The 18,675-nt window shown below is 71.3% G+C and carries 17 protein-coding genes; 11 read left to right on the plus strand and 6 right to left on the minus strand.

Annotated elements, in window-relative coordinates; genetic code table 11:
• The 8 genes from AB0C26_RS00245 (at position 1) to tsaA (ending at position 9,051) form a co-directional block, all read left to right on the plus strand.
• Positions 1-2,364, plus strand: coding sequence for a polysaccharide biosynthesis tyrosine autokinase (locus AB0C26_RS00245; RefSeq protein WP_360239062.1), 2,364 nt, complete (start codon positions 1-3; stop codon positions 2,362-2,364).
• Complete coding sequence (locus AB0C26_RS00250) at positions 2,361-3,617, plus strand: NAD(P)H-quinone oxidoreductase (protein ID WP_360239065.1); 1,257 nt, start codon at positions 2,361-2,363, stop codon at positions 3,615-3,617. The genes AB0C26_RS00245 and AB0C26_RS00250 overlap by 4 nt, the downstream gene beginning before the upstream one ends.
• Entirely contained in the window at positions 3,614-4,822 is a 1,209-nt protein-coding gene (locus AB0C26_RS00255; RefSeq protein ID WP_360239068.1) for an O-antigen ligase family protein, read from the plus strand. Before AB0C26_RS00250 ends, AB0C26_RS00255 begins: the two co-directional genes overlap by 4 nt.
• A complete protein-coding gene (locus AB0C26_RS00260; RefSeq protein ID WP_360239071.1) occupies positions 4,819-5,928 on the plus strand; it encodes a hypothetical protein in 1,110 nt (369 codons plus the stop codon). Before AB0C26_RS00255 ends, AB0C26_RS00260 begins: the two co-directional genes overlap by 4 nt.
• Positions 5,925-6,959, plus strand: coding sequence for a GNAT family N-acetyltransferase (locus AB0C26_RS00265; protein ID WP_360239074.1), 1,035 nt, complete (start codon positions 5,925-5,927; stop codon positions 6,957-6,959). The genes AB0C26_RS00260 and AB0C26_RS00265 overlap by 4 nt, the downstream gene beginning before the upstream one ends.
• A 9-nt stretch (positions 6,960-6,968) precedes the next feature.
• A complete protein-coding gene (locus tag AB0C26_RS00270; RefSeq protein ID WP_360239077.1) occupies positions 6,969-8,174 on the plus strand; it encodes an FAD-dependent monooxygenase in 1,206 nt (401 codons plus the stop codon).
• The gene (locus AB0C26_RS00275; protein WP_360239080.1) at positions 8,167-8,568 is read left to right on the plus strand and encodes a hypothetical protein; all 402 of its coding nucleotides are present in this window, start codon (positions 8,167-8,169) and stop codon (positions 8,566-8,568) included. The genes AB0C26_RS00270 and AB0C26_RS00275 overlap by 8 nt, the downstream gene beginning before the upstream one ends.
• A 93-nt stretch (positions 8,569-8,661) precedes the next feature.
• Entirely contained in the window at positions 8,662-9,051 is a 390-nt protein-coding gene (tsaA, locus tag AB0C26_RS00280) for a tRNA (N6-threonylcarbamoyladenosine(37)-N6)-methyltransferase TrmO (protein WP_360239083.1), read from the plus strand.
• Between the two features lie 2 nt (positions 9,052-9,053).
• Here tsaA and AB0C26_RS00285 read toward each other — a convergent pair whose 3' ends face one another.
• From AB0C26_RS00285 to AB0C26_RS00300, 4 genes are read right to left on the minus strand one after another with little or no spacing between them, the layout of a single operon-like run.
• Positions 9,054-10,106: a hypothetical protein gene (locus AB0C26_RS00285; RefSeq protein WP_360239086.1), complete on the minus strand. Its 1,053-nt coding sequence runs from the start codon at positions 10,104-10,106 to the stop codon at positions 9,054-9,056.
• Positions 10,096-10,704, minus strand: coding sequence for a sugar transferase (locus AB0C26_RS00290; protein ID WP_360243415.1), 609 nt, complete (start codon positions 10,702-10,704; stop codon positions 10,096-10,098). The genes AB0C26_RS00285 and AB0C26_RS00290 overlap by 11 nt, the downstream gene beginning before the upstream one ends.
• Complete coding sequence (locus AB0C26_RS00295) at positions 10,704-11,951, minus strand: nucleotide sugar dehydrogenase (protein ID WP_360239090.1); 1,248 nt, start codon at positions 11,949-11,951, stop codon at positions 10,704-10,706. The genes AB0C26_RS00290 and AB0C26_RS00295 overlap by 1 nt, the downstream gene beginning before the upstream one ends.
• Complete coding sequence (locus AB0C26_RS00300) at positions 11,948-13,789, minus strand: nucleoside-diphosphate sugar epimerase/dehydratase (protein WP_360239092.1); 1,842 nt, start codon at positions 13,787-13,789, stop codon at positions 11,948-11,950. The genes AB0C26_RS00295 and AB0C26_RS00300 overlap by 4 nt, the downstream gene beginning before the upstream one ends.
• Positions 13,790-14,029: 240 nt before the next feature.
• Between AB0C26_RS00300 and AB0C26_RS00305 the strand changes: the two genes are divergently transcribed.
• Positions 14,030-15,112: a glycosyltransferase gene (locus AB0C26_RS00305; protein ID WP_360239095.1), complete on the plus strand. Its 1,083-nt coding sequence runs from the start codon at positions 14,030-14,032 to the stop codon at positions 15,110-15,112.
• On the opposite strand, the gene AB0C26_RS00310 is transcribed toward AB0C26_RS00305, so the two are convergent.
• Both AB0C26_RS00310 and AB0C26_RS00315 read right to left on the minus strand, forming a co-directional pair.
• Positions 15,088-15,636: a VanZ family protein gene (locus AB0C26_RS00310; protein WP_360239097.1), complete on the minus strand. Its 549-nt coding sequence runs from the start codon at positions 15,634-15,636 to the stop codon at positions 15,088-15,090. The genes AB0C26_RS00305 and AB0C26_RS00310 overlap by 25 nt on opposite strands.
• A 23-nt stretch (positions 15,637-15,659) precedes the next feature.
• Positions 15,660-16,265 (minus strand): response regulator transcription factor, encoded by a 606-nt coding sequence (locus AB0C26_RS00315; RefSeq protein ID WP_360239100.1) that lies wholly within the window; start codon positions 16,263-16,265, stop codon positions 15,660-15,662.
• Positions 16,266-16,526: 261 nt separating this feature from the next.
• Here AB0C26_RS00315 and AB0C26_RS00320 point away from each other — a divergent pair, with 261 nt between their 5' ends.
• Both AB0C26_RS00320 and AB0C26_RS00325 read left to right on the plus strand, forming a co-directional pair.
• The gene (locus AB0C26_RS00320) at positions 16,527-17,150 is read left to right on the plus strand and encodes a hypothetical protein (protein WP_360239103.1); all 624 of its coding nucleotides are present in this window, start codon (positions 16,527-16,529) and stop codon (positions 17,148-17,150) included.
• A complete protein-coding gene (locus tag AB0C26_RS00325; protein ID WP_360239106.1) occupies positions 17,147-18,661 on the plus strand; it encodes a glycosyltransferase family 2 protein in 1,515 nt (504 codons plus the stop codon). Before AB0C26_RS00320 ends, AB0C26_RS00325 begins: the two co-directional genes overlap by 4 nt.
• Positions 18,662-18,675 lie beyond the last annotated feature (14 nt).

An 18,675-nucleotide genomic window follows, 5' to 3' on the forward strand; every position in this document is an offset into this window, starting at 1 on the left:
GTGGAACTGCGCGAATACGCGAGGGCGTGCCGGCGCGGCTGGATCTGGATCGTCGTGCCGGTACTGCTGGCGGCCGGGACGGCCGCCGCGCTCACGTTGAGCCGGCCGCCCGCGTACCGGTCGTCGATGGTGTTGTTCGTGACCACCGGGGCGGACGACGCCGACACCGGGGCGAGCCGGCTCAACTCCTACATCGTGCTGCTCACCGGCCCGCGGGTGGCGCAGGGCGTGGTCGCGAAAGTAGGACAGGGCCTCACGGTCGACGGGGTGACCGACCACCTGACGGCACAGGTCCAGGACGGCACGGACCTGCTGATGGTGACGGCAACCGACCCGTCGGCGGAACGAAGCCGGGCCATCGTGCGCACGGCCACGGCCGAACTGGTGGCGCTGGTGAAAAGGCTCGGGCCGGCGCCGGCGGTCTCGATCGCCCAGGACGCGGTGACGACGAAAGAGCCGGACGGTCTCGTCCGCAACGCCGGCTTCTCGGCGGTCCTCGGCCTCCTGATCGGCGCGATCGTGGTGGCGGTCCGCGAGATGACCCGCAAGAAGGTGAGCGAGGAGGACGACCTGCGCCGCCTCGGCATCGGAACCGTGGGCGTCATCGCGATCGGAAACCGCTACGGCCGTACGGCGAAACCGGACGAGGAACTGGCCGAGGCGTTCCGGAGGTTACGCAGCCTGCTGCCGTCCCTGGACGGGGGCAGCTCGCTGCTGCTGACCGGGGCCACCCGTAAAGAGGGAACGACGGCGGTGGCCTGCGGCCTGGCGATAGCGATGGCCGAGACGGGCGCCCGGGTGCTGCTGGTCGACGCGAACCTGCGCTCGCCCGGGGTGGGACGCTACCTGTCGCTGGAGCCCGGCCCGGGCCTGGCCGAGGTGCTGGCGGGCACGGCGACGGTGACGGAGGTGCTGCACAACCCGCTCGACGGCCGCCTGACGGTGCTGCCGCCGGGCACGCACATCCCCGACCCGGGCGAGGCGCTGGCATCGCCCCGGCTGGGCGCGACGATGGACGACCTGACCCGCCGCTTCGACGTCGTGCTGGTCGACGCGCCGCCCCTGGCCGGCACGGCCGACGCCACGGTCCTGAGCAAGGTGACGGACGGCGCCCTGCTGGTGGTACGGGCCAACCGAACCCGGGCGGCGGAGGTCCAGCGCGCGGCCGACCTGCTGGAGAGGGTGGGCGCCCACCTGGTCGGCGCGGTCCTGAACGCCCTGCCCCGCCGCCTGCCGACGGGCGCGATCCGGCATCGCCCACCGCAGGTACCGGCCGACAGCCCCAGCCTGATCCAGACGTTGGTCGGCGGCCCCTCCGACGACGAGGAGACGTCGGTGGGCCTGATCCCGGCCTATCCCGCCACGGTCCAGGGCCGAGCCCGCGTCACCGACACCCCGCAAGCGCCACCGCCGGCCGCTCCCGGCGACTCCACGCCTTCGCCGACCACTTCCGAGGGCGCCGCGCCGACGCCCACCGCTTTCCCAGGCTCAGCGCCACCATCGACCACCTTCCCGGGCGCCGCGCCACCACCGACCGCGTTCCCGGGCACCGCGCCACCACCGACCGCGTTCCCGGGCACCGCGCCACCACCGACCGCGTTCCCGGGCACCGCGCCACCACCGACCGCGTTCCCGGACTCCGTGCTACCGCCGGCCGATGCCGAGCAGCCGGTTTCCACCTCGCCCGCCATCCCGGCAGGCATTCCGCCGTTTGTTCCCACGGTCGTCCGGGCGACCGCCCACGTCTCCGCCTCCAGCGCCGCCGCCGAGAGCGAGGCGCCACCGATCGCGCGCGGCACGGCGCACGTACGGGAGCCCGGCGATTCCGCCTCGCCGGATAAATCCGATATGGGCGGAACGGAGGCGGAGGAAGGTGCGGTCCATAAGGAAGAAGGCGGCCTCTCCTCATCGGATAAATCCGATTTAGGAGCCTTGCTGGGGCTCGCGGGAAGTACCGCCGCCGGAGCAAACGCGGGCACGAAGGAAGCCGTGGACGAGGTCGGCTACTCCCGCGGGGAAGGCGCGGAGGCTGCGCGTGCCCACGAGGAAGCCGCTCGGGGCGACCGCGAGCGCGACGGCAACGGCAACGGCGACCGCGACGCCAACAGCAACCGCGACGCCAACGGCGACGCCAACAGCAACCGCGACGCCAACAGCAACCGCGACGCCAACAGCAACCGCGACGCCAACAGCAACCGCGACGCCAACAGCAACCGCGACGCCAACAGCAATCGCGACGGCAACGGCAACGGCAACGGCGACCGCGACGGCAAGAGCAACAGCGACCGCGACGGCAACAGCGACCGCGACGGCAACAGCGACCGCGACGGCAACAGCGACCGCGACGGCGGGGCGTGGGGATGAGTGAGCTGGTGGAGCGGGCCGGAGGGGCCGTGGAGGCCGGTGCTCGCGGGCGGCTGGGGTGGGTCTGGGGGCAGCTGCGGGAACCGTACGTCAAGCTCGTCGCCTCTCAGCTTCTCGTGGGTGGGGTGGCCCTGGTCGCCAACGTGCTCATGGTGCGGGCGCTCACTCCCGGCGACCGCGGCGAAGTCGCGCTGCTGCTGCAAGTGGTCTATCTGTCGACGCAGGTTCTGTTGCTGGGGACCGAGCGGAGCTTCGTCGCCGCCTATCACGACACGACGCCGGCGGCGGGGGTGCGGGCGTACGCGCGGCTGCTCGCCTTTCCCTGCGGGATCGGGCTCGCCGCGGCCGTCGGCTTCGCCGTCATGGCGCCCGATCCGGGTACGGCCGTTGTCGGGCTGATCGCGGCCTACGCGCTTGTCGAGACCTGGGGGCTGGCCATCCGGTCGATCGCGATCGCGGCCGGGCGGGTCACCGACTTCCTCGTTCTGCGGGTTGTCGAGGCCGTTCTGCTGCTTTCGCTGCTCGTTGCGCTCTCCGTTGCCGGGGCGGCGCGGCCCGAAGTGTGGATTCTGGCCTATCTCGTGGCCGGGATCGTGCCCACCGGGGCCTATCTCGTGCTCTGGCTTCGCGGCGTGGCCGGGCCGCAGCGCGACCACAACCGGCTGGTGCGGCGGGAAGGGATCGCGCTCTTCCCGGCGGCCCTGTCGAACATGGCGATGCTGCGCGTGGACCGGCTCGCCCTGCCCGCGATCGCCTCGACGTCGGCGCTCGGGCTCTACGCCAGTGTCTCCACGATGACCGAGTTGCTGGCGTGGCCGGTGCGGGCCTACGCCGACTCGCGGCTGGGGCGGTGGCGGGTGGCGTACCGGGAGGGGACGTTGCGCAGCCGGCCCCTGGTGCTGGCGGCGAGCCTGTACTGCGTGGTGGTGGCGCCGATCGCGGCGGTCGGGCTGCTTCTGCTCATCGTGCCGGTGTTCGGGGAGGCCTACGCGCCGGCCCGGGCCATCGTGGTGCCGCTGGTCGTGGCGGCGGCGCTCTACGCGGTGTCGCGGGTCAGCCTGGGGGTGCTCATCGCCAAGGGGCGGGGCGGGCTGGTCTCGGCGGCCGAGATCGTCGGGTTCGGGGTGAGCTTCGTGGGCTACCTCCTGCTGATTCCGCCGTTCGGCATCGCGGGGGCCGCGTACGGATCGCTGATCGGGTACGGGGCCTGCCTGCTGTTCGCCCTGGGCGCGAGCCGGGTGGCGCCGTCGTGACGTGGGTCTGGCATCCTCGCGTACTCCTGGCCCCGGGCCTGGTTCTGATCCTGGTGGCCATCGGCGGGCGGTACACGCTGGACCGGGCCGGTTTCACCGATCTCGCCTGGGTCGACCTGCGGGTCATCGGGCTGGCGGTGGGGCTGGTCGCGCTCGGCGTGGACGTGGCGCGGCGGCCGCGCCGGGAGCGGACGGGCGCTCGGCGGGAGGGCTGGCTCGTCGCGGCCACGCTGTTCTTCGTCTTCCAGATCGCTTCGGGGCTGTGGGCGCCCGAACCGGCGCGGGTCGGGCCGCAGACACTCGATCTGGTGCTGATGGCGGTCCTCGTCCTGGCCTTCTATCTGTACGCCACGGGCGATCCGGACGCGGTCCTCCGTACGGCTTTCGTGCTCTTCTACGTCGCCGCGATCCTGTTCGCCCTGGCCGCCCTCGCGGCCGGGCCGGGCGAGCAGGGGCGCTACTCGGCGTTCGGGGGCGGGCCCAACGTCTTCGTCCGCATCCAGCTGCTGGGGGTCATCAGCGCGATCGCCCTGACGATGCTCAGCGGGCGCAAGCTGCCGCTGGTGGCCGTTCCGCTGTTCCTGCTGACCGCCGTGCTCTCCGGGTCGCGGGCCGGACTGCTGGCCGGGATGGTCGTGGGCGCGGCGGCGCTGTTCAAGATCCGGGGCCGGCTCCGGGCCGGAGCCGTCGTCGCGGTCGTCGGGCTGCTGGCGGCCGTGACCGGGGTCATCGGGGTGCTCGCGCCGCCGGCGTTCACGAGCCTCTTTCAGGAGCGGTTCGTCGAGCAGACCGTGCGGGACCGCTACCTCTCCGACCGGACCGACATCTGGGGTGCGGCCTGGCGGCTCGCCGTGGAGCATCCGGTCGCGGGCACCGGGCTGGACGGCTTCTACGGGACGGTCGGGGTCAACCAGCGGGTCGAATACCCGCACAACTATGTGCTGGGCGTCGCGGCCGAGGGCGGGCTCCTCGGACTCGGCCTGCTCGCCCTGGCGGTGCTGCTGTGGGCCGGGACGGTACGCGGTGGCGGCCCGCGGCCCCGGCTGACCGGGCTCGCCGTGGCGGCGGCCGCGCTGGTCGCCCTGTGCAGCCTCTTCTCCGGTGACTACTACGACGCCCGGCTCTTCTGGCTGTTCGCCGCTCTGGCCGCCGCGGCCACGGTCACACCGCTGCCGGCGCGGCGAAGGCAGGCGGTGCCGTCATGAAGCTGAGTCGCCGGGCCGTGATCCTGCTGGCCGCCGGGTCGGTGACCGCCGCCTGCGGTTCGGCCGGCCCGGAACACGTACCGCCGATGCCGGAACCGATCCGCGAGAGCCCGGCCACCGAGGCCGGCATCAAACCCGTCTCCCACTGGGCCGGCGTCTTCGGCCAGGGCTGGGATTTCCAGTACGGCAGCAGCCTGCCGCAGAGCCGGTCCGGAGACAGCTGGGACCACTACAACCTCTCGTACACGCTGGACGCTCTCGTCGCGATGTTCCGGGCCACCCGCGAACGCCGCTACCTCGACCGCGCCCTGGAGTTCGCCGAGAACGTGATGGCCGCCGCGGTCCCGTCGAAGTCCCTTGCCGGCAGCCGGTTCAAGGACGGCTACCTCGGCTGGCCGTCGTCGATGAACGGCGAGGACGGCGACGAGATCCCGCTGTACGAAAGCTATTTCTGGCGCTACGCCACCGGCCTGCTCGCCGCCATGCGGGAATCGGCGATGGTGATGGCCGATCGCGGATACCAGGCCCGGTTCGACCGGCTGCTCGCCTTCGCCGGCACCAACGTGTTCACCAAGTGGTACGAGCGCGGGGCCGACGACTTCGTGTACCGCGAGCGCACCCACATGGCCGCGCACTGGGCGCTCATCGCCCGGCATCTCGACGTGCTGACCCCGGACGCGCGCTACCAGGCCGTCCGCACCGAGATCGACCGTCGCCTGCGCGACCAGATGCGGCGCAGCCCGGTCGAGCCGACCGCCTACTTCTGGAGCGACGTGTGGGGCTCGGCGAAGCGGCCCGGCCAGGATGTGGGACACGGCAACGGCGTCATGGCGTACGTCGTGGAATCCCGCTCCTGGACCGCCGCCGACCTGGCCGCCTTCTCGGCCGTGCTGCCGGTGATCTGGCCCGGCGGCCGCGACTATCGGGCCTATGTGGACGGCACCGGCTCCGACAACGGCTGGCTGGCCGACGGTTTCGTGAAGCTGGGCCGCTCGAGTCCGTCGGTGCAGCGGCGGCTGGAGGACCACCAGGTGGTGAACGACCAGTTCGCGGCCAACATGGCGCTCAACGCCCGAATCCTTCACGCCGAAGGGATGACGAGATGACACTCACCGCGCACGCCGCGCTGCTCGACCCGGGAGCCCGGGAGTGGAAGGAGGCCCTTCAGCGGACCGCGCACGACATCTATCACCTGCCCGATTACGTGAGCCTCGACGCCACCCTGTGCGGCGGACGGCCGGTGGCGCTCTGGTACGAAGACGCGGGCCGGCACGCGTTGTTACCACTGATCGTGCGGGAGATTCCGGGTACGGGACGGCACGACGCCATGTCCCCGTACGGCTATCCCGGTCTGGTCGGCAGCGCCCGGCCCGACGACCGCCCGTTCTGGGAACGGGCCTGCGCCTCGATGGTGGCCACGATGCGCGAGGCGGGTCTGGTGAGCGCCTTCGTACGGATGCATCCGCTCGTGCCGTCGCCGCCGCTGCCGGTGCTGGCCGACTTCGGGACGCTGGTGCGGCACGGCGAGACGGTGTCGATGGATCTGACGGTCAGCGCCGAACAGATGTGGCGGCAGACCCGGGCCGACCACCGCAACCACATCAACCGGGCCCGCCGGGCCGGCACGCGGGTGGTCTTCGACGACTGGGACCGGCTGGCCGAATGGGTCGCCGTCTACCACGACAACATGCGCCGGGTCGGCGCGCAGCCGTACTACTTCTTCACGTACGGGCATCTGGCCGCCCTGCACGACGCGATCGGCGACCGGATGCACCTGGCCGTCGCCCTGGAGGGTGACGAGGTGGTCGGCGGGAACACCTTCTTCGAGTACGACGGGATCGCCACCGGATACGTGTCGTCCACCCGGCGGGCCAAGCACCGGTACGCCGACGAACTGCTCTACGACGAGGTGCGCCGCTGGTGCAAGGAACGCGGCGACACGGCGTTCCACCTGGGCGGCGGGCGGGGCGGGCGCAGCGACTCGCTCTTCTCGTACAAGGCCGGCTTCTCCCCGCGACGGCACGCCTTCCACACGTGGCGCGTGATAGCGGACCCACCGGCGTACCTGGAACTGGTCCGGATGAAGCCCGGCGCCGACCCGGCCGACCTCGCCGGGACGTTCCCGCCCTACCGCTAGGAGGCCACCATGCGCATCACCTGCGTCGGCGGCGGCCCCGCCGGACTGTACTTCGCCGTGCTGGCCAAGCTGGCCGACCCGGGCCACCGGATCACCGTGCTCGAGCGCAACCCGGCCGGGGTCACCTACGGCTGGGGTGTCGTGTTCTGGGACGACCTGCTCGACGACCTGTTCCGCTACGACCCGGTCAGCGCCCGCCGGGTCTGGGACGCCGCCTACAAGTGGGACGAGTACGAGGTGCGGTGCACCGGCAAGGACGTCACCCACCTGCCCGGCTACGGGTACAGCCTCGGCCGGCACCGCCTGCTCGACATCCTGTCCGAGCGCGCGGCCGAACTCGGCGTCGACGTGCGGTATCAGACCGAGTCGGCCGGGCGGCCTGTGCTGCCGGCGGCCGACCTGGTGGTGGCGTGCGACGGCGCCGGCAGCCGCCTGCGCGACCAGGCCGCCGAGCACTTCGGCGCCGAGGTGGAAACGGGCCGCAACAAGTACATCTGGCTCGGCACGCCGCAGGTCTTCCGCACCTTCACGTTCGGCTTCGAACGGACCCACGCCGGCTGGATCTGGTACCACGCCTACCCGTTCTCCCGAGACGCGAGCACCTTCATCGTCGAATGCACGCCCGAGACGTGGTCGGCGCTCCACCTCGACCGCCTCGACGCGGCGGCCGGATGCGCGCGCCTGGAGAAGATCTTCGCCAAGCACCTGGACGGCCGGCCGCTCATCGACCATCGGGCGGCTTCCGGCGGTACGGGCTGGATGAACTTCCGCCGCGTCACCAACCGGCGCTGGGACCACGGCGTGGTGGCCCTGCTCGGCGACGCCGCACACACCACGCACTTCGCCATCGGCTCGGGCACGAAACTGGCCATGCAGGACGCGATGGCCCTGTCCGACGCGCTCGCTGCCGACGAGTCCCTGCCGGCCGCCCTGGAACGCTACGAGCACCGCCGCCGCTCGGCGCTGGCCCCGCTGCAAAGGGCCGCGCTGGCCAGCAGCGGCTGGTTCGAGCGGATGCCGAATTATGCCGACCTGCCGGCGAAGCAGTTCTCGTACGCGCTCTCCAACCGCCGCGGCGACTATCCACTGTGGCGGTACGTTCTGCACCTGACGACACAGACCGCGGTCACCCGGGCCATGCTGCGCGGCGCCCTGTCGGCGCGCCGCCGGCACCGCGCCCGGCGCCGCCTTTCGGCAAGGGGCACCTATGGCTGAAGCCGCCATACTCGAGCCGGGCGACCGGGCGTGGGCCGACACGCAGGCGATGGTCCGGCACGACGTCTACCACCGGCCCGAGTACGCGCGGCTCGACGCCGGATCGTCGATCGCCTTCCGGTACGCCGAGGCCGGCGCGCCGTTCCGCTACAAGGCGGCCTTCTCGCCGGGCGGTCAGGACTTCCACACCTGGCGCGTCACCGGGCGACCCTCGGGCGTACGAGAAACCGGGCAGCCCCACCCCGGAGGCGCTGGAGGGCCGCTTCCCGCCCTACCGTTGACTGATCCGCCGGGGCGTGACCGGGCCCGCGGCCCGGTCACGCCCTACAGCGTCAGTGCGTGCGAGGGTCGGCGTCGCTGCTGCGGCTGCCGGCCTTGGCCAGCCCACGGCTGACCATGTAGCCGATGGTCAGCAGCGTGATGTACCACCACGCCTTGTCGGCGGATCCATCACCCCCGGTGTACGAGGCGATCAAAAGGAGGCGTCGTGACGTACGAGATTCACCCGATCGGGGTTGTCGAGTCGGCCTTGACCGATCCCGCGAGCGCCCCCAAACAGGGCACCGAGGGCGGCGCCGACGCCTGGCTGGCCTTCGAGCCGAGGGTGGCCGAGGGCCTGCGCGACCTCGCGGCCGGCGACGAGGTGGTCGTCCTCACCTGGCTGCACCTCGCCGACCGGTCCACACTCGTCGTCCACCCGCGCGACGACCCTCGTAATCCGCTGACCGGGGTCTTCAGCACCCGGTCGGCCGACCGCCCCAACCCGGTCGGGCTGCACCGGGTGCGGGTGCTCACGGTCGACGGCCTCCGCGTGAAGGTGGCCGGCCTGGAAGCCGTCGACGGCACGCCGCTCGTCGACATCAAGCCCGTCCTCTGAAGTCACCGAATTGGTGGATCGGGCGCGCCGTTTCCGGCGCTCGACAGGACGCGAGCCAGCCGATGGAGGTCGGCGTCGGTGCAGCGGTGGTCCACCGGGAGGGTGAGCATTCGGGTGGTCAGGGTGGTGGTCTGCTCGTCGTGGCTGTGGAAGGCGGTCTGCCGCCAATGCACCGGGGCGAAGATGTGATGCCGGGCCAGGTGCTGCTGCAAGGCGTCCCGGATCGGCTCGGAGCGGCACACCAACTGGAGACGGAACGGTGTCCGGCCCGGGGGCAGGAGCCGCCAGTCCGGCGTCTCGGTGGGGAGCAGGGCGGCCAGGGCCCGGGCCCGCTCGGTGCTTCGTCGTCGAACGCCGGCTATGTCCATCAGGGGCAGGACGGCGGCCGTTGTGGCGCACGGCCGGGCGCTGCTGCCCAGCAGGGTCTGCTCGCCCTGCTGTTGCAGGGCGCGGAAGACCTCACGAGGAACGTCCTCGCCGTCCAGCCAGGCGGATTTCAGGAGCATGGCGGCCAGCTTCAGGTCGCCGCCCGGGCCGGGCGGGCCGGACGAGGCCGGCAGGCGGCGGCCCGATGGGGACCAGAGCAGGCCGCCGTCGGGCAGGGGCAGGGTTTTGCGCAGGGACGCCACGGCGTAGGCGGCCGTACTGTGACGGGGCCACTCGCCGAACGGGTCGTGGGAGTGGTCCTCGATGACGGGCACCGCGGGGTGGGCCTCGATCCAGGCCTGCCACGGGGCGGCTTCCTCGCGGGCGAAGAGGTTCTGGGCCAGGACCACGTCGCCGGGCACCGCCGGCAACGCGGTCAGGTCGAGGGCGTCCGGCAGGTGGCGGTACCAGCCGATGGGGACGACGTGGGCCAGGGACTCGGCTACGCCGGTGCAGAAGTACGACGGGACGAACAAGCGGCCCCGGGGTTGCAGGAGCCGCAGCACCGCGTGCAGGGCGCCGCACGCGGTGGCGAACAGGGCGCGGTGGGCGGGAAACCAGGCGGGCGGGCCGTCGCCGCCCAGCACACCGGGCTCCCAGTGGAACTCGGAGCCGATGTCAGGCGGCACGGTCGATGTTCAGGTGGTCGACGTGGACGGGGGGCTCGCCGCGGTTCAGGGAGGTGGCCGTGCGCCACAGGATGCGCAGGTCGAGCATCGGGGTGCGGTGGTCGACGTACCAGCGGTCCAGGATGAAGCGCTGCGGCCAGTCGATGTCGTCGCGGCCGTTCACCTGGGCCCAGCCGGTGATGCCCGGCTTCACCTCCAGGCGGCGGGCGTCCAGCGGGGAGTAGTGGGCCACCTGGGGCAGCACGTCGGGGCGGGGGCCGACGAGCAGCATGTCGCCGCGGACGACGTTGAACAGCTGAGGCAGCTCGTCCAGGCTGGTGCGGCGCAGGAAGCGGCCGCACCGGGTGATGCGGGGATCGTTCTCGAGCAGGCCGTACGGGTCGGCCATGCCCAGCGACGACGACAGGGCCACCGAATCGTGGACCATCGAGCGGAACTTCAGCATGCGGAACGGCACGCCGCCGCGGCCGGCGCGGTCCTGGACGAACAGCACGCCCTTGCCGTCGGCCACGCGGATCCACACGGCCACGGCGACGATCAGCGGGAGCAGCAGCAGAATCAGCAGGGCGGCCACCACGCGGTTGAGGAAGTCCCACATCACAGTGCCTCCACGGTCGGTCCGGTCAGGCAGTGCCGGGTGTCGAGCACGTACGCGGCGTGCGCGGCCACCAGGCTCAGGTCGAACTCGGAGTGGTCGGCCAGCACGACGACGGCGTCGGCCCGGGCGGCCTGCTCCGCAGTGAGGGCGACCCGGGCCACGCGGGGGTCGATGTGCGTGTCCTCGACGACGTGCGGGTCGGCCGCGGCCACGTCGGCGCCCATCTGCAGCAGCAGTGCGGCGACGCGGCGGGCCGGTGACTCGCGGGCGTCGCCGCTGTCGCGTTTGTAGGCCAGGCCGAGCAGGAGCACGCGGGAGCCGTTCACCGGTTTGCGGCGCTCGTTGAGGGCGGCGACCAGACGCCGTACGACGTAGTCCGGCATGTGGTTGTTGATGTCGTTGGCCAGCTCGACGAAGCGGAAGCTCTGCCCGAGCGTGCGCTGCACCCGCCACGAGAGATACGACGGGTCGATCGGCAGGCAGTGCCCGCCGACGCCGGGTCCGGGGGTGAAGCGCATGAAGCCGAACGGCTTGCTGGACGCGGCGTCGATCGCCTCCCACACGTCGATGCCGAGCTCGTGCGCGAAGACGGCGAGTTCGTTGACGAGCGCGATGTTCACGTGCCGGAAGGTGTTCTCCAGCAGCTTGGCCAGCTCGGCCGCCTTGCAGTCGGAGACCGGCACGGTGTGCTCGACGATGGTGTCGTAGAAGGCCCGGATCCGCTGCAGGGACTCGGGATTGATGCCGGAGACGACCTTCGGGGTGACGGCCAGGCGCCATTCCCGGTTTCCCGGATCGATCCGCTCGGGACTGTATCCGAGGAAGAAGTCGGTTCCCGCGATCAGACCCGAGCCCTCCTCGAGGATCGGCGCGACCAGATCGGAGGTGGTTCCCGGGTAGGTGGTCGACTCGAGCGCGACAGTCGCGCCGGGCCGCAGATAGCGGGCCAGGGTCCGAGCCGATTGCTTGATGTACGTCAGGTCGGGCGTGCCCTCGCGCAGCGGGGTCGGCACCGCGATGACGGCGACGTCGAAACCCGCGCAGGACCGCGGATCCGAGGACGCGCGGAAGCCGGGCAGCGCCCGCAAGTCGTCCGAGGAGACGTCGTCGACGTACGACTCGCCGGCGGCCAGCCTCTTCACGCGCTCCTCGTCGACGTCGTAGCCGACGACCGTGTGCCCGGCCCGTGCGGCCTGGACGGCCAGGGGAAGGCCGACGTATCCCTGCCCGGCGACGACCACCTTCATGAGACGCGCTCCTTGACGAAGGCGGGGCTCGCCGAGAGCCAGCGCAGGACGGCGATCAGGTCGTTGCGGGGCGCCGACGCGTCGAGCAGGGACAGCACCGAGCCGTCGAGCGGCGGCACCGGCACCTGCGAGATGAGCGGGTGGTACGGACGGCTGTCGTGTTCGCCCGCGCCGAACAGGCTCTCCTCGAGCTTCTCGCCCGGCCGCAGTCCGGTGTAGACGATCGCGATGTGCCGCTCGGCCGCCTCGGCCAGGCGCTTGGCCACGTCGGCGATGCGGACCGGCTCGCCCATGTCCAGCACCAGCACCTCGCCGGAGCTTTTCAGCGCGCCGGCCTGGATCACCAGCCGTACGGCCTCCTGGACCGTCATGAAGTAGCGGGTGACGTCCGGGTCGGTGACCGTGATCGGGCCGCCCGCCTCGACCTGGGCCGCGAACGCGGTCAGCACCGAGCCGCGGCTGCCGAGCACGTTGCCGAACCGCACCGAGGAGAAGGAGGCGGCCGCGGTGAGCCGTTCGGTGATGCGCTTGGAGTAGCCGAGCACGCTCACCGGGTCGGCCGCCTTGTCGGTGGAGATGTTCACCAGCCGCTCGACGCCGTGCCGCAGCGCGGTCTGCAGGACCTGGTACGTGCCGAGGATGTTCGTCTTGAGCGCCTCGGAGGGGTGCATCTCGAGCAGGGGCAGGTGTTTGAGGGCGGCGGCGTGGAACACGACGTGCGGCCGGTGCTCGGCGAAGACCTCGTCGAGGCGTTGCCGGTCGCGGATGTCGGCCACCACGAGGTTGCGGTCGTCGAGCAGGCCGCGGCCGTCCAGCGAGAGCTGCACGGCGTGCAGGCCGGACTCGTCGCGGTCGAGCATCACCAGCCGGTCCGGGCGGAAGCGGGCGACCTGGCGGCACAGCTCGGATCCGATCGATCCGCCGGCCCCGGTGACCAGCACCCGGCGGCCTTCCAGATATCCGGCCACGGCGGCCAGGTCGATGCCGATCTCGCGGCGGCCGAGCAGGTCGGCGTGGGTGACCGGGCGGATGTCGTCGACGCTGACCGTGCGGCCGAACAGTTCCACCACCGGCGGCACGACTTTGACGTCGACGTTCATCGGGCCGGCGGCCTCGGTGAGCTCGCGGATGAGGTCGGCACCGGCGCTGGGGATGGCGATGAGGACGGAGTGGGCGCCGTAGCGCCGGACCACCTCGGCCAGCGCGCGCCGGGTGCCGGCCACCGGGACCCCCATGATGTGCAGGGTGCGTTTGGCCGGGTCGTCGTCGAGCAGGGCGACCGGCACGTACGGGCTGGACGGGCTGCGCAGCATCGACCGGACGGCCTGGGCGCCGCCCTCGCCGGCGCCCATCACCACCACCCGCAGGCCGTGTTCGGCCGAGGGACGCAGCCGCTGGTCCTGAAGGAGCCGGACGGCGTACCGCACGCCGGCCGCCAGCACGAGCGCGACCAGCCCGGCGCCGATGATGGCCGACCGCGGCACGAGCCGGCCGAGCAGAGTGTCCAGCAGGAACAGGACAGGCGTGGTGACCGCGAGGGTCTTGGCCAGCGCCGCGATCTCCTCGAAGCAGCCGTACTGCCAGCGGCCCGTGTACAGGCCCCACCAGGAACCGGTGACGGCCAGCACGACCGCGGCCACGGCGGCCAGCACGGCCAGGCCGGTCAGATCGGCCTCGGCCAGGTCGCCGTCGTGGCGCAGCAGGGTGGCGATCAGCAGCGCCAGCGCCAGCGCGGCGGCGTCGGCCCCGGCCCGGGCGGCCCGGCCGGGCAGGACACCGGCCCGGGCGCGGTGGCTCGGGTCCTCGGTGACCTCGCGCGCCGCACTGCTTACGACCATGGAGTCCTCCCCCGAAAACAGCGCTGGGAATGCGCTTTAAAAGGCTCGCAGTCGTTATCTCACCTCCACAGTGGCAATTGTCACGAGCGATCTGAATATCTCTCATGTTCCACATGACATGGGACCTGACCAGGCACTACGTCGCCCAATAAGATGAATATCGCTCTTGTTCGGCATGACATTTGCGACTTTCATCGCGCCGGAACGTCTGCGACCGTCCATTTGTCGAGAGAGGCCATCATGCGGGTCTTGCACGTCATCGGAGCGCGGCCCGGCAGCGGCGCCGAGCATCAGTTGCGCCTGCTGCTGGGGCGATTGCCGTACGACGGGCACGTGCTCACCCTCGGTCCCGCTCCCCCGGTCCTGCGGGCGACCGGCGCCACCCTGCACGAGTGGCCGACCACCCGCGACCGCGACCTCGGCGCGATCCGCCGGATGGGCCGCCTGATCCGCGAGGGGCGCTTCGACGTCGTACACACCCATCTCTTCCGCGCGTGCGTGCAGGGACGGGTCGCCGCCCGGCTGGCCCGGACACCGCGGGTGGTCGCCACCGAGTACCACGCCGACGAGGGCCGCCGGACCGCGGCCGGGGTGCGGGCGCTCTACCTGGCCGGGGAACGGCACAGCGGCGTGACCGTCGCGGCCGCCCCGGCCGTGGTCGACCGGCTGCGGCGTTGGGGCGTGCCCCTCGACCGGGTCACCGTCATCCCCAAGGCGCTCGACGCCGGCGAGTACGCCTTCGATCCAGCGCTGCGCTCGGCGGCCCGGGCCCGGCTGCGCATCCCGCCCGGCACCCCGGTCGTCGGGGCCGTCGGCCGGCTCGAACCCGAGCGGCGCCTCGACACCCTGATCCGGGCCGTGGCCGAAGTTCCGGCGGCGACGCTGCTGCTGGTCGGCGACGGACCGGCCCGGGTCGCGCTGCAACTACTGGCCGGCATCGAGGGGGTCAGCGACCGGGTGCTGTTCGCCGGGCCGGTCGAGCACCCCCGCGAGATGCTGTGCGCCATGGACGTCTTCGCGTCACCCGGCCGTGGGACCTTCGGGCTGGCCGTGCTGGAGGCGATAGCGGCCGGACTGCCGGCGCTGTACGCGGCCTGCCCGCCTCTGGAGGAGATGACGGCGGCCCGCACGCCGGTGGAGCACACCCGGCGGCTCACCCCGCACGATCCGGAGTCGCTGCCCCGGGCCCTGCGAGCCGAGGTTCTGTGCCACCTCGAGAGGTACGGGGCCCGGCTGCCCCCGCGGACCCTGCCCGACCGCTACCGCGCGAACCGGATGGCCGCCGACGTGAACGAGCTCTACGAGCGGGTCGCCGCCAGCTGAGGCCGGCCGATCGCACAGCGCCGGGCCAGATCCCGTACGAAAGGAACCCGCAGCAAGCTCTCCAGGAAGATGAAGCCCAGCCAGGCACCCAGCGTGTTGGAGAGCAGGTCGTTGACGTCGGCCCAGCGGGTGCCGTGCACCGTGACCAGCAGCAACAGCTGGGTGAGCTCGATGGTGAGGCTGATCAGGAAGCCGATGAGGACCACGCGCGGCTCCCGGGTGACCCGGAACACCGTCTGCAGGAACCAGGCCAGCGGCAGCATCATGGCGCCGTTCAGGATGAAGTCGGCCGGGCGCATCTCCAGGATGGGCACCAGAATGATCCGGTACCAGTCGGGGGAACCGGGACCCCAGCCCACGTGCAGCGGCAGCATGGTCGCGCCGAGGACGGCCACCGCGTACCAGCCGGCGAGCCACGCGTTCACCAGTTGCGCCCGGTCGCGCACCCGGCTCGCGGCGAAGGCCATCAGGGCGATCCCCAGGACGAGCATGACGGGGATCGCGGGGATTACCAATCGCTGCACCGTTCTGAGGATACGTGGGCGCCCTACCGCAGCCAGCCGTCCTTACGGGCGATTCGAATGGCGTCGAGACGGTTGCGCGCGCCCGTCTTGGCGATGATGGCGGACAGGTAGTTACGGACCGTGCCGCCGGACAGGTAGAGCCGGCCCGCGATCTCCTTGACCGAGTCGCCCTCGGCGGCCAGGCCCAGCACCTCCAGCTCCCGGGTGGTCAGGCCACGCTCGGTGGTGAGCGAGGCCGCCTGCAACATCGGGGACACCACCCGCTCGCCGAGCGCGAGACGGCGTACGGAATCGGCGAGAAGGTGGGCACTGGCCGTCTTGAGCAGGAAGTTCAGGCAGCCGGTCCGGTGGCGGGGCGGCAGCATGCCGCGCTTGGCCGGATCGCAGAGCAGCAGCAGCGCGCAGGCCGGCGCCGACGAATGCAACTCGGTCGCAACCGGCAGAACCTGACTGACCATGCGGTCGGTGTCGATCACTATGACGCTCGGCCACGTCCGCGCGGCCAGCCGGGGCAGCTCGTTGCCGAACGGCAGCGTGCCGACGAACGCCATGTCGGGATTCGTCTCGAGCAGAGCGCGCACGGGAACGCCGAAATATCCCTCTTCCCTGGCCACCGCTACCCGGATCACCACATCACCTTCCCCCGATGGGCACTGCGGGACGGGCCTGGCTGATCTGGTGACGTGGCGGTGGAGAGCCACAGGTGCCCGTCGATCCGACGCCTCCTCACGGTAACGCGCTTGTCACGCGACGGATACCGCGCTCAGCCGATCAACCGATGCCAATGCACCGGATCTGCTGAGTGTCCACTGTCACGTCCTCTCAAGTCCGGGTCCCGCCGGCCGACCAGAACGCTTACCCCTGGTCATCTCGAACAGCAGGACGGGCCGTTGACTCGTACAGCTAGGCACATCGTTCGCATTGCGGCAGCCGGCATCGCAGCCGTTCTGCTCACCGGTTGCAGCAGCATCACCGACCTCACCAGCAGCAGCAAGCCGTTGCTCAAGTCCTCGCCGTCCGCGTCACCGGCCGCGTCGGCGTCGGCGTCGGCGGCACCGGCACCCACCCCCACCCGCGCCAGTGGCCCGCTCGACACGGGAACGGTCACCCACCGCGTCGACCAAGGCAACTTCTCGGTGCAGCTGACCTACTGGACCTCGGACAACGCCAAGCAGTACACGGCGGCCTCGTCCAAGACCATCAACGTCGCCGCCCACATCGAGGACGCCGACAGCACGCACCGCGTCACCGTCACCACCTTCCAGGTGATCCAGGACGACAGCGCCAAACGGGCCGTGGTCACCACCGACAGCGGCAAGTTCGACGTCACGCCGCCCTACCCCTACAACACCGTGGTGACCCTTCCGGCGGCGACGGCGGGAGCAACGAAGCTCACGCTGACGATCCGGCTCGACCTCCTCGTGGAGACCGCGCCGAAATCGAACAGCTACTACCGCTCCACCGCTCTCGACACCCTGACCCTGCCGCTGCTCACGAACGGTGCCGCCCGATGACCGAGTCCAGTCCCGGCCTGCGCCGGGCCACCGACCGCCAGATCCTGATGCCGCGCAGCGCCAAGGCGGGGCCGCTCGCCCTGCCACCGGCCGTGCCGAAGCTGTCCGACCTGGAGAACGTCGAGGTGGTGTCGGGCGAGATCGCCATGGCCTCCACGGCGACACCCCGCAACGCCACGATCAGCTGCATCATCCCCTGCTACAACGAGCAGGACACGATCGCCGACGTCCTCAAGAGCCTGCTCGGGCAGACCCGGCTGCCGGACGTCATCCACGTCATCATCAACAACACCGACGACGACACCCCGGAGATCGCGCGGTCGTTCGAGGGCCGGCACACCCGTACCGTCAAGGGTGAAGAATTCGTCACCGTCGTGCACGTCCACGACATGGGCTCCAACCCCGACAAGAAGGTCGGCGCGCTCAACTACGGCTACTTCCTGTCCCGCGGCTACGACTACATCCTCGGCGTCGACGGCGACACCACGCTCGCCCGCGACGCCGTCGAACGGCTCGAACTGGAGATGACCGACGACCCCCGCATCGGGGGACTCAGCGCCATCTACAGCATCGACAAGAACCGCTACAAGGGCCTCATGGCGCGCTTCCTGATCGCCGGCCAGCGCGCACAGTTCGCCGCCTTCAACATGGACAACCTGCTGCGCGGCCGCAACATGGCCGTGCTCGGCGGCCAGTGCAGCCTGTTCAGCATCCGGGCGCTGGAGACGGTGATGGTCCGCCACCACCAGCAGGCCCCGTGGGTCCGCGACAGCGAGGTCGAGGACAGCAAGCTCTCCCTGCAGATCAAGGACGCCGGGTACAGCACGAAGATCAGCTCGACCGCCCGCGCCTTCGTGGGCCCGATGACCAACCTGCGCGCCCTGCACGGCCAGCAGGTCAAATGGAACTTCGGCGCCATCGACCTGTTCTGGCCCGGCACGCGCGGCGACAACCAGGGCCAGCCGCTGCACCCGAACCTGCGGCTGCGCTGGTACGAGAACATCGCGATGGCGTTCAACATCGCCTCCCGCCTCGGCTTCCTGCTGCTGCTGGTGGCGGCGCTGTCCATCCACGCCTTCGTGTTCAACCCGATCTGGCTGATCCCGCCGGCCGTGGCGGCGCTGCTCAACCTGCGCCTGGCGCTGTCGATGAAGGACAAGAGCGCTTCCGACATCCTGTACGCGGCGCTGGCCCTGCCGGCCGAGTTGTACATGTGGATCCGGATGGGGCACTTCGTGTCGGCCTGGACGCAGTTCCTGGCCAAGACGGACAAGGACAACTGGGCCGCCCAGGCCAACGCCGAGAAGGGCAAGGGCTCGGCGTACGTCATGCCCCTGGTGGTCCTGCTCGCCGTCCTCGGCGGCGCCACCTACGCGTGGAGCCAGCAGAGCGTGTCCGTGCAGTCGGCGATCCTGTCGCTGGGCTGGCCGATCCTCTACATCGCCACCATCGCCCAGACCGTCTTCATGATGCGCAAACTGTTCCGCCGCCACCGCGGCTTCGCCGTCTAAGGTTCGGTGTGTGC

Origin of the sequence: Actinoplanes sp. NPDC048796 (assembly GCF_040650035.1) — a bacterium.
GTDB lineage: Bacteria > Actinomycetota > Actinomycetes > Mycobacteriales > Micromonosporaceae > Actinoplanes.